This is a genomic window from Kitasatospora sp. NPDC022856, from assembly GCF_055561235.1.
In genome coordinates, this window is the sequence record NZ_JBVHHE010000009.1 from 246,741 (window position 1) to 261,892 (window position 15,152).

14 protein-coding genes and 1 riboswitch are annotated in these 15,152 nt (G+C 76.0%); of the genes, 11 read left to right on the top strand and 3 right to left on the bottom strand.

Translation table 11 applies throughout. From position 1 onward, the window contains the following. The first annotated feature begins 16 nt into the window (after nt 1–16). The 7 genes from ACZ34W_RS14160 (at nt 17) to ACZ34W_RS14190 (ending at nt 10,376) form a co-directional block, all read left to right on the top strand. On the top strand, nt 17–1,828 hold the full coding sequence (locus ACZ34W_RS14160; protein WP_465603866.1) for an amino acid adenylation domain-containing protein: 1,812 nt from the start codon (nt 17–19) through the stop codon (nt 1,826–1,828). 64 nt (nt 1,829–1,892) lie between these two features. Continuing rightward, nucleotides 1,893–3,716 carry a non-ribosomal peptide synthetase gene (locus ACZ34W_RS14165; protein WP_465603868.1) on the top strand — a complete coding sequence of 608 codons (1,824 nt, stop codon included), beginning with the start codon at nt 1,893–1,895 and terminating at the stop codon, nt 3,714–3,716. Continuing rightward, nucleotides 3,713–6,535, top strand: coding sequence for a condensation domain-containing protein (locus ACZ34W_RS14170; protein WP_465603870.1), 2,823 nt, complete (start codon nt 3,713–3,715; stop codon nt 6,533–6,535). The genes ACZ34W_RS14165 and ACZ34W_RS14170 overlap by 4 nt, the downstream gene beginning before the upstream one ends. A 320-nt stretch (nt 6,536–6,855) precedes the next feature. After that, nucleotides 6,856–7,614, top strand: a complete 759-nt coding sequence (locus ACZ34W_RS14175) for a phytanoyl-CoA dioxygenase family protein (protein ID WP_465603872.1) — start codon at nt 6,856–6,858, stop codon at nt 7,612–7,614. Beyond that, on the top strand, nt 7,611–8,516 hold the full coding sequence (locus ACZ34W_RS14180) for an AraC family transcriptional regulator (RefSeq protein WP_329486613.1): 906 nt from the start codon (nt 7,611–7,613) through the stop codon (nt 8,514–8,516). The genes ACZ34W_RS14175 and ACZ34W_RS14180 overlap by 4 nt, the downstream gene beginning before the upstream one ends. Before the next feature lie 257 nt (nt 8,517–8,773). Continuing rightward, a complete protein-coding gene (locus ACZ34W_RS14185) occupies nt 8,774–8,911 on the top strand; it encodes a hypothetical protein (RefSeq protein WP_465603874.1) in 138 nt (45 codons plus the stop codon). A gap of 439 nt (nt 8,912–9,350) precedes the next feature. Further along, nucleotides 9,351–10,376 (top strand): chitinase, encoded by a 1,026-nt coding sequence (locus tag ACZ34W_RS14190; RefSeq protein ID WP_329486611.1) that lies wholly within the window; start codon nt 9,351–9,353, stop codon nt 10,374–10,376. A gap of 16 nt (nt 10,377–10,392) precedes the next feature. On the opposite strand, the gene ACZ34W_RS14195 is transcribed toward ACZ34W_RS14190, so the two are convergent. After that, complete coding sequence (locus ACZ34W_RS14195) at nt 10,393–10,971, bottom strand: flavoprotein (protein WP_465603876.1); 579 nt, start codon at nt 10,969–10,971, stop codon at nt 10,393–10,395. Nucleotides 10,972–11,159: 188 nt separating this feature from the next. On the opposite strand from ACZ34W_RS14195, the gene ACZ34W_RS14200 reads away from it, so the two are divergent. From ACZ34W_RS14200 to ACZ34W_RS14215, 4 genes are all read left to right on the top strand, one after another. Beyond that, nucleotides 11,160–11,549 (top strand): BlaI/MecI/CopY family transcriptional regulator, encoded by a 390-nt coding sequence (locus ACZ34W_RS14200; RefSeq protein ID WP_465603878.1) that lies wholly within the window; start codon nt 11,160–11,162, stop codon nt 11,547–11,549. Beyond that, nucleotides 11,546–12,490: a M56 family metallopeptidase gene (locus ACZ34W_RS14205; RefSeq protein ID WP_465603880.1), complete on the top strand. Its 945-nt coding sequence runs from the start codon at nt 11,546–11,548 to the stop codon at nt 12,488–12,490. Before ACZ34W_RS14200 ends, ACZ34W_RS14205 begins: the two co-directional genes overlap by 4 nt. 258 nt (nt 12,491–12,748) lie before the next feature. Then, nucleotides 12,749–13,375, top strand: a complete 627-nt coding sequence (locus ACZ34W_RS14210; protein ID WP_465603882.1) for a hypothetical protein — start codon at nt 12,749–12,751, stop codon at nt 13,373–13,375. Nucleotides 13,376–13,468: 93 nt separating this feature from the next. Further along, on the top strand, nt 13,469–13,741 hold the full coding sequence (locus ACZ34W_RS14215) for a CopD family protein (RefSeq protein WP_465603884.1): 273 nt from the start codon (nt 13,469–13,471) through the stop codon (nt 13,739–13,741). Here ACZ34W_RS14215 and cobF read toward each other — a convergent pair. Both cobF and ACZ34W_RS14225 read right to left on the bottom strand, forming a co-directional pair. Next, nucleotides 13,714–14,472: a precorrin-6A synthase (deacetylating) gene (cobF, locus tag ACZ34W_RS14220; RefSeq protein WP_465603886.1), complete on the bottom strand. Its 759-nt coding sequence runs from the start codon at nt 14,470–14,472 to the stop codon at nt 13,714–13,716. The two genes, ACZ34W_RS14215 and cobF, sit on opposite strands and share 28 nt — an antisense overlap. A 151-nt stretch (nt 14,473–14,623) precedes the next feature. Further along, a complete protein-coding gene (locus ACZ34W_RS14225) occupies nt 14,624–14,746 on the bottom strand; it encodes a hypothetical protein (protein WP_329486603.1) in 123 nt (40 codons plus the stop codon). A gap of 88 nt (nt 14,747–14,834) precedes the next feature. Next, a riboswitch (cobalamin riboswitch) is annotated at nt 14,835–15,058 on the top strand. Nucleotides 15,059–15,152 lie beyond the last annotated feature (94 nt).

Sequence of the window (15,152 nt, forward strand, 5' to 3'; positions counted from 1 at the left end):
GACTGAGGAGACCATGATGGAATCCCTGAGCGTCGCATCCGGCCGTCCGTACCGGGACGGCGCGATCCTCGACCTGTTCACCAGCTGGGCGCAGCGCACCCCGGACGCCCCCGCGCTGATCGACGGCGAGCGGACCTACAGCTACGCCGAGCTCGACCGCCTCGCCGACAGAACGGCCGAAGCCCTGCGCGGCAAGGTCGGCCCGGGCGACCTGCTCGGCGTCTGCCTCGGCCACTCGGTGTCGCTGGTGGCCGTCACCCTGGCCGCCGCCAAGCTCGGCGCCGTCCACCTGCCGCTCGGTCCGCGCCCCGGCGAGCGCCGGCTGCGGGCCGTCGCCGAGCAGCTGCGACCGGCCTGCCTGGTCGGCGAGCCGGACCTGCTGCCGCCGGGTGGCGAACGCCTCGCGCTGGACCTGCCCACCGAGGGCGTGGTGGCCGCCCTGGCGTCCGGCACGCAGGTGCCCGTCCCGGCCGGCACCCACTACGCGGTGCTCACCTCCGGGTCCACCGGCACCCCGAAGGCCGTCGCCGTCACCGGGCCCGCGCTCGGCGCGATGCTGCGGTGGTACCGCGAGCTGACCGGCCTCGGCCCCGGCGAGCGGCACAGCCTGCTGATCGGCGTCGCCTTCGACCCGCACGTGATGGAGCTGTGGGCCGGTCTCACCTCCGGCGCCGCCCTGGTGGTGGCCCCCGAGGCCGTCCGCTGGGACTCCGGCGCGCTCACCGACTGGTGGGGCGAGGCCGGCATCACCGTGGCCGTCCTGCCCACCCCGCTGGCCGAGCCCGTCCTGGGGCGCCCGTGGCCCGCCGGGCTGGCGCTGCGCCACCTCACCGTCGGCGGCGACCGGCTGCGCCGCGCCCCCGGGCCGGACGTCACCGCCACCGTCCACAACGCCTACGGCCCCGCCGAGGCCACCGTCACCACCACCGTGCACACGATGGCCCCCGGCGGCGACCACGGCGACGGCGCACCGCCGATCGGGCTGCCGATCGCGGGCGCGGTCGTGCTGGTCACCGACGAGGAGGGCCGGCCGGTGCCGCGCGGCGTCTCCGGTGAGCTGCGGATCGGCGGGCGCGGCCTGGCCGCCGGGTACCTCGACCCCGAGCTGACCGCCCTCCGCTTCCTCGATGCCCCCGAGGGCGTGGACGGCACCGACCGGGTCTACCGCACCGGCGACCGGGTCGTCATGCGTGCGGACGGGGTGCTGGAGTTCCAGGGCCGCCTGGACGACCAGGTCAAGGTCAGCGGTGTGCGGATCGAACCCGCCGAGGTCGAGGCCGCGTTCGAGCGCGATCCGCGGGTGCGCCGGGCGGTCGTGGCCGCCGAGCAGGCGCCCGCCGGTGGCGTCCAGCTGCTCGCCTTCGTCCAGGTGGGCGACGGCGGGGAGGCCGGCGGGGCCGCCTCCGAGGGCGGCATCGACCCGGCGCGGCTGCTGGACGCCGTCCGGCCCTGGCTTCCCGAGCAGGCGGTGCCCTCCGCCGTCCGGTTGGTGGACCGCTTCCCGCTGGACGCCAACGGCAAGGTGGACCGCCGGGCGCTGCTGGCCGCGGTGCCGCCGGAGCCCGCGGCGGCGGAGGAGGGCGACACCCCCGCCGAGCGCACCGTACTGAAGCTCTGCCGTGAGCTGATCGGCCGTGCCGACCTCGGCCTCGCCGACAACTTCCTCGCCTCCGGCGGCAATTCGCTCGCCGCCGCCCGACTGCTGGAGGCGCTCGAAAGCGCGTACGGGATCCGGCTGCGCGCACCCCTGGTGCTGCGCCAGCCGGACCTGCGGGCCGTCGCCCGACTGGTCGAGGAGCGGGCGGCCGCCCCGGCCGCGACCGCCTGACCCTCCCGCACCGCCTCACTGGGGCGCCCCGGCCGTACCGCCGGGGCGCCCGGAAGGGAACACCATGACCATCGCGACCTTGCCCGCGCTGATCGCCCAACAGGCCGAACGGCAGCCCGACGCGCTCGCCGTGACCGACGGCTCCACCGTCCTCACCTACCGCGAACTCGTGCACGCCGCAGCCAGGTTGGCCGCCGTCCTGACCGCCCGGGGAATCGGCCCCGGCAGCGCCGTCGGCCTGCTCTGCGCCCGCTCCACCCGCCTGGTCGTCGCCCAGCTCGCGATCTGGCGCACCGGCGGCCACGTCCTCCCGCTCGACCCGGCCTACCCGCGCCCGCGCATCGCCGAGATGACCGCCGACGCCGGAGTCCGGCTCGTCCTCGGCGACAAGGCGCTGCTCGCCGAGGCCGGCCTCACCGAGGACCGGACCCTCGTGCTGACCGAGCACGGCACCGACGCGACCGGGGCGGTGGCGCCCGACGCCGCCGACCCGGCCGCGCCCGCCCTGGTCTTCTACACCTCCGGCTCCACCGGGCGGCCCAAGGGCGTGCTCGTCCCGCACGGCGCCGTCACCGACCTGGTCACCGCCCCGGACGCCATCGCGCTCGGCCCGCGCGACCGGGTGCTCTTCCACTCCGCCGTCACCTTCGACGCCTCCACCTTCGAGCTGTGGGCCCCGCTGGCCCGCGGCGCCGCCGTCGCCGTCTCGCCGGCCGACCGGCCGACCGCGGAGGACCTGGGCCGTGACGTCGAGCGGTTCGGCGTCACCACCCTGCTGCTCACCAGTGCGCTCTTCCACCATCTCGCCGCCCGGCAGTCGCGGATCTTCGGGGTGCTGCGCACCCTGGCGGTCGGCGGCGAGGTGCTGTCGCCCGAGCACGCGGGCTCGGTGCTGCGCGCCTTCCCGTGGCTCGAACTGGTCAACGTCTACGGACCGACCGAGGCCACCACCTTCACCACCCTGCACCGGGTCACCCAGGCCGACTGCGCCGACGCCGTTCCGATCGGCCGGCCCTTCGGCGGTGCCCGCGTCCTCGTCCTGGACGAGCGGCTCGCGCCGGTCCCGCCGGGCACCGTCGGCGAGCTGTGGATCGCCGGTGAACGCCTCGCCCAGGGCTATGTCAACCGGCCCGAGCTGACCGCCGAGCGCTTCCGCGAGCTGCCGGACGTCGGGCGTGCCTACCGCAGCGGCGACCTGGTGCGCGAACTGCCCGACGGCACGCTGGAGTTCCACGGCCGTACGGACGAGCAGGTCAAGGTGCGGGGCTTCCGGATCGAACCGGGCGAGGTCGAGCACGCGCTGCTGCAGCTCCCCGAGGTCGCCGAGGCGGCCGTCGTGGTCCGCAGGGCCGGGCAGGACGACGCCGCCCTCACCGCCTGCGTCGTCCTCGCCGAAGGCGCCGGCCAGGCCGTCGGGACGCTGCGCGCCCGGCTCGCCGAGCGACTGCCCGCCCATCTGCTGCCCACCGCCTGGACGGTGCTCGCCGCGCTGCCGCTGACCGGTGCCGGAAAGGTGGACCGGCGGGCACTGGCCGCCGCCGACGAGGTCGGGCAGCGCCCCGCCGAGCGCGTCGCGCTCACCCCGATCCAGCAGGTCGTCGCCGAGGCCTGGAGCCGGGCCCTGGAGCGTCCGATCACCGACCCGGCCGCCGACTTCCTCGCCGAGGGCGGCCACTCGCTGCTCGCCATGTGGGTCGTCGACGACCTGCGGGAGGACCTCGGCGTCGAGCTGTCGCTCGGCGACTTCCTCGACCACCCGACCGTCGCCGGGCAGGCGGAGCTGCTCGAACGGGGCCTGCGGGCCGCCGACGGCGTGGGCGGTGCGGGAGCTCCCGCCGCAAAGGTCCCCGCCGCCGCTTCGGACGAGGCGCCGGGAGCGGGCCGGTGACCGCTGTCGACCAGGCCGACCTGCTGCGCCGCGCCCGTGGCCGGCGCAGCGCCGCCGCCCCGCCGCGCCGCCCGACCGTGCCCGACGGCCCGGCCCCGCTCTCGCACGCCCAGCAGCGGATGTGGCTGATGGACCACCTCGGCCAGGGCGGCGCCCTGTACAACGTCCCGATCGCCGCCCGGCTGCGCGGTCCGCTCGACCGGGCGGCCCTCGCCGCCGCGCTCACCGGGCTGACCGAACGGCACGCCGTCCTGCGCACCCGCTACCCGAGCCGCGCCGGACAGCCGTACCAGCAGACCGACCCGGTCGCCCCGGTGCCGCTGCCGGTCGTGGACGCCACGACGGACGAGGCGGCCGCGGTGCAGCTCGCCGCCGAGGCCGCCCGCCCGTTCGACCTCGCCACCGGACCGGTGCTGCGCGCCCTCCTGCTGCGGAACGGGCCGCAGGACCACACCCTGGTCCTGACGATCCATCACATCGCCGTCGACGGAGGCTCGCTGCCGGTCCTGGCCGCCGACCTGGCCGCGCTGTACGAGGCCGCTCGCGACGGCACGCCGCCCCGACTCCCGGCGCCGGGACCGTCGTACGCCGAGTACGCCCGCCAGGAGCGCGCCCGGGACGCCGAACTCACGGCCGCCGCCGACGCGCTCGCCGCCCGGCTGACCGGCGCCCGCCCGCCGGCGCTGCTGCGGGCCGTCCCGCCCGGCGCCCGCGAACGCCGGGCCGCGCTGCACGCCGCTCCGTTGGACCCCGCCGTCCTGGACCGCCTGCGCGGCCTCGGCGCCCGGCACGGCGCCACCCTGTTCACCGTCGTCCTGGCCGCCGCGTTCGCCACCCTGCGGACCGCCTCCGGGCAGGACGACCTCGTCCTCGGCTGCGCCAGCGGCCACCGCGCCCGGCCCGACCTGCGGCACACCGTCGGCCTCGCGGTCAACACCCTCGCCGTCCGGGCCGACCCGGCCGGAGACCCGTCGTTCGCGGAACTGCTGACCGCCGTACGGGGCGAACTGCTCGACGCCCAGCGGCACCACGACGTGCCGTTCGACCTCGTGGTCGAGCGGCTCGGCGCGGCCGCCCGCGGCACCGACGGCACCCCGCTGCTGTCGGTCACCTGCGACCTGATCCAGCCCGCCGCACCGCTGACGCTGCCGAGCCTGACCTCCGAGAACGTCGAACTCGACCTGGGGCTGGCCAAGTTCGGCCTGGCCCTGCTCGTCGAGGAGGGCCCCGCGCCGCGCTGCCTGGTGCAGCACGACCGGGACGTGCTGGACGAGGCCACCGCCGTCCACCTGCTCGACGCCTTCGCCGCCGTGCTCACGGCGGTGGCGGGGGAGGCGGACCCGCACCTGTCCGAACTGCCGGGACGCCTCCTGGCCGCCGCCGAACACCCGGTGGTGGAAGGCCTGCTGGCCGACCCCGGCGTGGTCGAGGCGGCCGTGATCGAGCGCGCCGACGGCCCGCCGCTCGCCTACGCGGTGGTCCGCGGACCGGTCGCCCCGACCGGCACCGAGCTGCGCGCCGCCCTGCGCGGACGCCTCCCGGCCGCCGAACTCCCGCACGCCGTCACCCTGGTGGACCGACTGCCGCGCCACCCCGACGGCGCGCCCGACCCCGCCCGGCTGCCGGGCGCCGCCACACCTCCCGGTGACGGACTGCCTCCGGACGGCCCGGTGGACACCGTCCGGGAGGCGTTCGGCGAACTGCTGGGCACCACCCCGCCCGCCGACGGCGACTTCTTCGCCCTCGGCGGCCACTCCCTGGTCGCCGTCCAGCTCGCCGAACGCCTGCGGATCCGCACCGGGCTGCCGCTCACCGGCCTCGACATCCTGGAGCAGCGCACCCCGCGCGCCCTCGCCGCGGTGCTCGCCAGCCGCGAGGACGAGCGCCGCGCGGCCCTCGCCCGGACCTCCGGCGCCCGCCCGCGCACCCGCTCCCGCACCGGCACCGTGCTGCTCACCGGCGCGACCGGCGGGGTCGGCGCGGCGGTCCTCCAGGAGCTGATGGCCCAGGGCAGGCCGGTCCGCGTGCTGGTCCGGCCCGAGTCCGCGCACCTGCCCGCCCTGAACGGCGCCGAGGTGGCGGAGGGCGACCTCGCCGACCCGGACAGCCTGCGGCGCGCCGTCGAGGGGGCGGACGCCGTGATCCACTCCGCCTGCACCTTCACCGACCACGCCACCGACCTCGCCGCGATGCGCGCCCTGGTCGACGGCTGGCGGGGCGGCGGCCCGTTCGTCTTCGTCAGCAGCATCGACGCGTACGGCCGCCCGACGGGCACCCGAGTCCCCGAGGGCAGCCCCAGCGGCGCGGCGGTCACCCCGTACGGGCAGGCCAAGCTGGACTGCGAACGGATCCTGTTCGAAGCCGCCGCCACCCGGAGCGGCCAGGCCACCGCCGTGCGCGCCCCGATCGTCTGGGGCCCGCACCACCGCCTGCGCGACCAGCTCCGCTGGGGCTCCACCGGCGCCCTCTACCAGGCCGCCCTGGCCGGCCGCCCGATCGCCCTCCCGGTGGCCGACCACTGGTACGGCGCCTCCTGGGTGCACGCCGCCGCCCTGGCCCGCGCCCTCGCCGCCTGCACCACGCCGGGGCACCCGGCGGCCGGCCGGGTCGTCAACGCGGTGAGCGGACACGTCTCCTGGGCGGAGTTCACCGCCGAACTGGTCCGCCTCCTCGGCACCGACAGCCCGATCACCACCGCCCCCGACACCGACGAGGAACTCCGCCGCCCCTGGCACTACCTGACCGAGACCCTGACCGCCCCCCTCACCCCGGAACCGGGCGAGGACTGGCGCACCGTCCTGGCGACAATGGTCGGCTGAGCCGGCCCCCCGCATGTCAAGGAGCCCCGCCAGAACTCCTTCTGGCGGGGCTCCTTGGATCTGTTCCACGGCCGACGACCTCCGGTTCCTGGGCAACGCCGACCGGGTCGCCCACCGGGACGAAGTCGACGCCGTCGTGCGGGAGACCACCCCGGGCCTGAGCACCGCGGACCTCGTCGACCGGTTGGACGAGGCCCCGGCAGGCGTGTCCGTCCCGCGAACAGAGCCGTCCGCCACGTGTCTGTCACGGCCGCGGGCGAGTGCCTACCGTCGATCCCGAACCGGGCGGGAGCCTCCCGCCCGGGCGAAGGAGTGAGAGCGTGACGGTGACCGACCTCGCGGCCCTGGCCGAGCAGTACGCGGAGAACGGCTACGTACTGGTCAAGGGGCTGCTCGACCGCGCGGAGGCGGCGGAGCTGCGCCGCGGCGCCCACCGGCTGCTGGCCGCACTGGACACCGGCGAGGACCCGACCTGGGGTGCGGCGGCCGTCCTCGCGGGCGGCCGGCCGACCCGCATCCAGCACCTGCACGACGCGCAGTTCCATTCCGCGGCCTTCTCCCGACTGCTGGTGGACGAACGCTTCACCTCCGTCGCGGCGGCCGTGCTGGGCGGTCCGAACGTGCAACTGCACCACACCAAGCTGTTCGTGAAGCCCCCGGAGAACGGCTCGCCCTTCCCGCCGCACCAGGACCACCCGTTCTTCCCGCACACCCACCACCGGGTGGCCGCCGCGATCTTCCACTTGGACGACGCCCCGGAGGAGAGGGGCTGCGTGCGCATCGTCCCGGGCAGCCACCGGCTCGGCCCGCTGGAGCACGTGGAGGAGGGCAGTCACCACCTCCCGCAGGTGCCGTTGGCCTCGGCGCTGCCCCTGCCCGCCGAGGCCGGGGACGTGCTCTTCTTCTCCTACCTGACGATCCACGCCTCCGGGGTCAACACCAGTGAGGAGGCGCGGACCACCTGGCTGGTGCAGTTCCGCGACCCGGCGGATCCGCCGGCGGTCCGCACGCATGACCAGTCGCTGGGCCAGGGCATGATGCTGGCCGGGGTCGACCCCACGGGCAGGAGGAACGCTTGACGCTGGGACAACTGGCGCACGCCGGGGCGTTCGGCGAGCTCACCGGCGTCCTGCGGAGCTGCCCGGTGGACGACTTCCGAGCCGACTTCGTCCACCTGGGGTTCTATCCGACCTCGCCGTGGCGCAACTACTGGCACCGGCACTCCTTCTACGAGGTGTGCCTCGCCTACGGCGGCGCCGGCCGGTTCAGCACCGGCCAGGAGCACCACGAGATCGGAGCGGGGGACGTCTTCGTCGCCCGCCCCGGCGTGGTGCACGAGATCGAGTCGAGCCGCGCCGAGCCGCTCGGCATCGTCTACTGGGGGTTCACCCTCCGGGAGGGGCGGCCCGGGCCGCTGCCGGGCGAGCGCGGCTGGTGGTCCGGACTCACCGACCTGGCCGGGCCGGCGGTGTCGCGGAGCATCGGTTCGCTGGCCTCCCTGGTGGCCGCCCTCGCCGAACAGGCGGTCCCGCTGCGCTCCGGCTACCAGGCGGGGCTGACCGGTCTCGGCACAGCCCTGGTGGTGGAGACGGCCCGGGCCTTCGCCCCCGAGGAGGACCTGCGGGTGACGGCGAGCCCCGGTACCCGCCTCTCGCCACCGGTGGTGCTGATGCGGCGCTACCTGGCCGACAACCTGGCCCGACCCGTCACCGTCCGCGACGTGGCGGCCGCCGCGCACCTCTCCGCACGCCATGCCGAACGCCTCTTCCTGGCCGAGACCGGTTCCTCCCTGATGGCCTCGCTGCGCCGGATGCGGCTCGACCTGGCGGCGATGCTGCTCCTGGACTCCGCCACCGGCATCGCCGACATCGCCCGGTCCTGCGGCTACCTCGACACCCGCGCCTTCACCACCGCCTTCCGCCGCCACCACGGCCACCCACCCGCCGCCCACCGCACGCTCCGGGGCACCCTGCACCTCTGAGTTACCCGGCGGGGCGGCGCCCCGACGGGCCGGCCGGTGGCCCGGCGGGGCGTTCACCATCCGCGCCACCACCTCCCACGGCGACATCACCGCCCGCAGCCTCTGAACCGCCCGCAGCCCGGTCCTCAGGGCGGCGGTCGTGACGTCCCATCAGGTGAATTTCGCGGCGGCCGACCCCCGCCGACTCTTCGCACGGGAACGAATCGACGCAATCGAGGCCGGCGCCGCCCGCCTCACGCTGTCGAGGGAGCACCCCCGTGTCGCGTTTCCCGCACGCCAAGAAGTCCGCCGCCGTGCTGTGCGGCCCGCTGATGCCGGCCGGCGGGTGCTTCGTCGGGATCTTCAGCGGGGTGGGGGACGGGCTCGGGGTGGATTTCCCGGCCACCCGGGACTGACGCCCGTCGGCCCCGGCGCCCTGCGTCCGCCCGGGTGGGGCCGTCCACGGTCCCGCCTGCGAGGACCGAGGGTCTCGCCCGCCACCTCCGCCCCCGCACGACACCCGCTCCGGCGTCCGGCTCTGAGCCGGGCGGCCTCCTCGGCAGCCTCGGGGACCACCGATCCAGGATCAGAAGAGAGAGCAGCACCTTGCCCAGCCCCTTCCGTCCGAGTTCGTTCCTCCCCCCGCTGGCCCTGGGCGCGGCTCTGCTGCTCGTCGCACCCGCCCATGCGACCGCCATGCCGGGCCTCGCGGTCGGCTCCCCGCCTCTCGGTACCCCGGCGGTCGGCGGTCACCCTGTCGATACGCCCGCCGTCGGAGCTGCGCCGCTCGGTTCCACGCCGCCGGGTGCCACGGCTGCCGGCCCCCCGCCCCCGGCTCCCGTGCCGCTCGGTGTCGTGCCCGCGAGCGCCGTCTCCCGCGGCTCCACGGGCCCGGTGCGGCCGCCGATCCACCACCGCCCCGGGTTCCCGGCCCACTTCACCGCCCCCTACCTGGAGACCTGGAACTCGCCCGACACGCTCGCCGAGGTCCGCAGGAACACCGGCCTGAGCTACTTCACCCTCGCCTTCGTCGTCAGCGACGGCGGGTGCAACGGCGCCTTCGACGGCACCATCCCCGTCGACGACCCGGAGTGGCTCTCGGCCCTGCGGGGTCTGCGGACGGCGGGCGGCGACGCGATCGTCTCCTTCGGCGGGGCCGGTGGGCGCGAACTCGCCCAGGCCTGCGACACGGTGAGCGCCCTGAAGGCCGCCTACCGGCGCGTGGTGAACACCCTGGGCGTCACCAGGATCGACCTCGACATCGAGGGCGCGGCGCTGGACGACCAGCCGGCCGACGACCGCCGCAACCGGGCGCTCGCCGAACTGCAGCAGGAGTACCGCCTGGTCGGCCGCCCGCTCGACGTGGACTACACCCTGCCGGTCAACCCCTGGGGCCTGTCCGACAACGGGGTGTGGCTGCTGACCAACGCGCGGCAGCACGGACTGGACGTGGACGTGGTCAACGTCATGACGATGGACTACGGGCCCGACCTCGACATGGGCGCCGCCGCGATCGGGGCCGCGACCGGACTGCACGAGCAACTCGGGCGGCTCTGGCCGGAGAAGAGCCCCGAGCAGCTGTGGGCGATGCAGGGCAACACCCCGATGATCGGGGTCAACGACGCCGTCAACGAGGTCTTCTCCACCGAGGACGCCGCCCGCCTGGCGAGGTTCGCGGCCGAGAAGGGCATCCGGCTGCTCGCCTTCTGGTCGGTCGGGCGGGACCGGCCCTGCGCGGTGGCGGGCACCCTCTCTGAGCGGTGCAGCGGCACCGCCCAGGATCCCGCCCACTTCTCCCGCATCCTCGACCCGTTCCCGCGCACGCACTCCCGGCCGTGGACCGCCCGCACCCCGGACGCCTTCCGGAAGACCCCCCGGTGACGGTGGCGGCGGGCCGTTACTCCCGGCCCGCCGCAGTGATCACCGGGCGGAGCAGGTCGAGCACCCGGGTCCAGTCGTACGCGGCGCCGGCCCCCTCGGCCTTGGCCTGGTGGGGGGTGGCGTCACCGATCAGGACGCCCATCGACCGGAGCCGGGTCAGGCTCTCCGGGTAGGCGGGGTGGGCGGCCTGGGCGGCGTTGAGGTAGGGCTGGACGGCCACCGGGATGCCCAGGCCGTACGCCTCGCAGAGGATGCCGAGGGCGAGGGTGTCGGAGATGCCGGCGGCCCACTTGTTGATGGTGTTGAACGTGGCGGGTGCCACGGCGATGGCGTCCGCCGGGGGCAGCGGCCGGGGGTCGCCCGGCGTGCGCCAGGCGGAGCGGATCGGGTAGCCGGTCCGGGCTTCGACGGCCTTCCGGTCGATGAACCCGAGTCCGTTCGGGGTGGCGATCACGCCGACTCCCCAGCCCTCGGCCCGGGCGGCGGTGATCAGCTCGTCCACCCCGCCGGCGATGCCCGACGCGCAGACGACGATGTAGAGGAACGGCTCGCGATGCGCGGTCACACCTGAACTCCCGACTCTCCCGGCCACCATGGTGAAGCCCCAGGGCGGCGCTCCTGCGGCCAGTCTGCCCTGCCGGTGGGGCCAGTACAGTTGGGTGAGGCATACCTTACGAACATCCGACCGGATCGTCTACGACCATGTAGTCGGCCGTGGTGAGGGCGCAGGCGTCGCCGGGTTCGCTGTACGTCTGCCCGGCGGCGCGGCCGTGGACGGGAGACATGGTGGACGACAGCCGGGACACGAGGCGGCCGCACGGCGAGCTGGTCGCGGACGTACTGGCCGTGCTGTGGGCGGCCGAGCGGCCGCTGACGGCGCAGGAGGTCAACGAGGCGCTCGACCGGGGGCTGGCCCGGACGACGGTGGCGACGGTGCTGGGCCGGCTGCACGAGAACGGGACGCTGGAGCGCAGCCGCCCGGGGCGGGGCTTCGCGTACGCGCCGGTCGCCGACGCCGCCGGTCTGGCGGCCGGGCGGATGCGCCGTGAACTGGAGAGCGACCCGCACCGTGAGCTGGTGCTGAAGCGGTTCGTGTCATCGCTGTCCGAGGGGGACGAGGAGGTACTCCGGCGCCTCCTGCTGGAGGCCCCGGACGGAGAGGGCCGCGCATGACCCTGGCCCTCGCCCTGGTCGCGCTGACGCTGCTGGCTCCGTGGGGCGCGGCGCCCGCCGCCCGCCGGCTGGCCGCGCTCCTGCCGCCGCGCGAGGCGTGCGTGGCGCTGACGGGTGCGGCCGTACTGCTGGCGGGCGGCACCGCGGCGGCGCTGGTCGCGCTGTTCCACGTGCCGTTCCTCGCCTCGATGGAGCGGGTGCCGCCGGCGCGCGTGCTGGAGCGGTGGCCGGCCGTCGTGCCGGTCTCCGGTGCGGCCGGGGTGGTGCTGGCGTTCCAGGCCGTGCTGCTGGCGCGCCGCTGGCTCGCCCATCGCGCGCTGCTCGCGAAGGCCTGGGAGTCCACCGGTGACGGGGTGGCCGACGGCGACGTGCTGGTGGTGCCGGGCGGCGACGCGGAGGCCTTCGCCCTGCCCGGCTTCCGCGGGCGCCCCGGGCGGGTCGTGGTGACCTCGGGCATGGTGCGCGAACTCGGTCCGGCGGAGCGCGAGGTGCTGCTCGCGCACGAGCGGGCCCACCTGGCGGGGCGCCACCACGTGCTGTCCGTCGTCACGGACCTCGCGGCGGCGGTGCACCCGGCGCTGCGGGGCCTGCGGGAGGCGCTGGGCTTCCACCTGGAACGGTGGGCCGACGAGGCCGCGGCCGGGTCGGTGGGGGACCGCCGGCTGGCGGCGACGGCGATCGCGCGGGCGGCGCTGGCCGGGTCCGCCGCCACCCGGGCGGGCGGGAGCCGGAACCCGTTGCTGTCGGTGGGCGCCGGTCCGGTGCCGCGGCGGGTCGAGGCGCTGCTGGGGTCGGTGCCGGTCCTGCCGCGCGGTCGCGCGATGCGGGTGGGCGTGGCCTGGCTGGTGGCGGTGGTGGCGGTGTCGGTGCTGATCCCGGGGCTGGCGTACGGGCTGCACGAGTACGTGGAGTACGCCGCGCGGGCCGTCCCGGGCCGGTGACGGGGCCGTTGTCGGCGCCGGCCGCCGACGGCGGGGGAGCGGGTGTCGCGGACGACATCGATGTAGACCGATCGGCGCGGCGCGGCTATCGTTGGCCTCGGTGCGCCGTGCGGCGCGATGCGGCGCCGTGCCCGGCGTGGCGCGCGAGCGGGCTTCGCGGCCCTCCGGTGATCGGCGTTCGGCAGCGTGGCATGGCGTCGGTGGTCCCGTGACCCCCGCCGGAGGTGGTGCAGCCCTCCACCAGCGATTGGATGCGACGTGTACGACAGGGGGAAGGGATCGTCGAGTCCCTTCGAGCAGACCGTCCACCTCCTGTCGGCGGCCGGCCGGGCGGCGGACGCCCTGCTCGCGGCGCGCCTGGAGTTCCGGGGGATGAGCCCGGCGCACCTGTCCGTCCTCTCCACGCTGGCCCGGCTGGGCCCGCACGCCCGGCCCGACCTGGTCGCCGGGATCGACGGGGGTGCGGTCGACACCGCGCAGACCCTCGACGATCTCGTCGCGGCGGGCCTGGTCCAGTCCCTGTTCGTCCAGGTCGGCGGTCGGCACGAGGTGCTGACGCTCACCTCCTCGGGGCAGCTCGCGCTGGAGATCCTGCACAGCGACGAGTCGGCCGTGCAGGACGACCTGCTGGTGTCCCTGACGCGCGGTGAGCGCACCCAGTTGAACTCCCTGCTGCGGCGGGTGTGCGCCGCCGCAGCCCGGAGCGGCTCGGCGGGCTCGGCTCCGCGCCGGGCCGCCGACTGGGTCCTGACCCGCGAACGCCGCACGGAGTGGGCCGTCGAGCGCGAGGGCGCCGGCGGGGCAGCCGGGGCGCCCGGGGTGGCCGGCGAGCGGTCCGAGGACGTGGCCGACCGGGACGCCGGCGGGGCCCCGGCCGGTTCGTAGCCGTCCCGCCTCACCAGGTGAAACGGGCGCCGCGCGCCACTGATCGGTCACCCCGGCCGCCTCGGCGACGGGGTCGGCCTGCTCTGGGCCGAGATGTGGCGCCGCTTCAGTCCGGTCGCGATGATCTGCGTCGGCGCGGTCACCGTCGCCGGCCTCCGGCTCGGCTGGAAGCACGTCGGCGCGGTCTCCCCGCTCTGGACCACCGGCTACGGCACCGCCCTGCTGGTCAAGATCCTGCTGGTCGTCGGCCTGGTCACCGCGGGCGCCTTCAACCAGTTCCGGCTGATGCCCCGGATCGCCCGGGCCCCGGGCCGGTCGGCCCCGGGGGCGGGTGTGGGTCAGCTCCCGGAGCGGCGGAGGAGGTAGGTGTCCATGATCCAGCCCTTGCGTTCGCGGGCCTCGTCGCGGAGCGCGCGGATCCGGGGGGCGGTTTCGGCGAGGGGGCCGGAGACGAGGATCTCGTCCGGGGTGCCCAGGTAGGCGCCGTAGAAGACCTCCAGCCCCTCGGGGTCGATCCCGGTGAACGCGGCCCGCCCGTCCAGCATCACCACCACGTCGTCCACCTGCTCGGGGAAGCCCTCGGCGAGACGGCGGCCGGTGGTGATCTGCAGCGGGCGGCCGACCCGGGTCAGGGTGGTGCGGTGCCGGGCGGCGAGCGCCGAGACGCTGCTGATGCCCGGGACCACCTCGTACCCGAAGGTGGCGCCGCCGCGGGCCAGGACCTCGTCGATCACGGCGATGACGCTGTCGTAGAGGCTCGGGTCGCCCCAGACCAGGAACGCGCCGGTCTCCTCCGGGCCGAGGTGCTCGGCGACCAGCCGCTCGACCAGGTCGGCCCGGCGGGTGCGCCAGTCGTCCACGGCCGCGGTGTACGCCGGGGTGGCGCGGTCCCGCTCGGCGTCCGCGACCTCGATGACGCGGTGGCCCGGGCGGCCGTGCTCGGTCAGCAGCTGCCGGCGCAGCCGGATGAGGTCCTGCCGTTCCTCGTTCTTGTCGAGGATGAAGAAGACGTCGGTGCGGGCGAGGGCCTTGACCGCCTGCAGGGTGAGGTGGTCGGGATCGCCCGCCCCGATGCCGATGAGGAAGATGTGCCGCATGACAGTGATTGTGCCGTGCGGCTGCCCGTCCGCCGGGCGCGGCCGGTCCCGGGCGAACCGCCGGGTGGGCCGCGGGCGACCGGTCCGGTGGCACTGTGACGTCATGCACGCGCCCTCGACCCGGCCTTTCGGCCGTTGCCATGGCGGGCCGTCATGTTCTGGCTCCGCCGTCAGGGGTAGCCGGCACGGCGTGCGCGGCGGCGAGCACCTTGGCCGGGGTGACCAGCACGTCCTTCGTGACGCGCTCGTCCTCGACCACCGCCTCGACCACCACCTGAACTGCCCGGGCGGCCGGGGGCCGCCGGGGCCGTGCCGGCCATCCGCGATCCGGACAATCACTGACGCGCCGCCGGCGATGGGCCTAGGGTGGGCGGTGCAGTCGGTTCGCCGTGTCCTCCAGCCACGGCGTCGCAAGAGGGAACCCGGTGGGAATCCGGGACTGCCCCGCAGCGGTGAGTGGGAACGACCGCCGTCACACGCACTGGGCCCAGCCGGGCCCGGGAAGCGACGGCCAGTAGGTGTCCGGCCTGGAAGCCAGGCGGACGCGCCCGCGAGTCCGAAGACCTGCCACTGCCCGCGTGCACCCCGCACGCGGTGATCTCGGTGACCTCGAGGGCGGGTCGGCGGAGCGGGCGGGCCCACCCCGGTGCCGTGCCCCCACTGCCGTACCTCCACGCCGT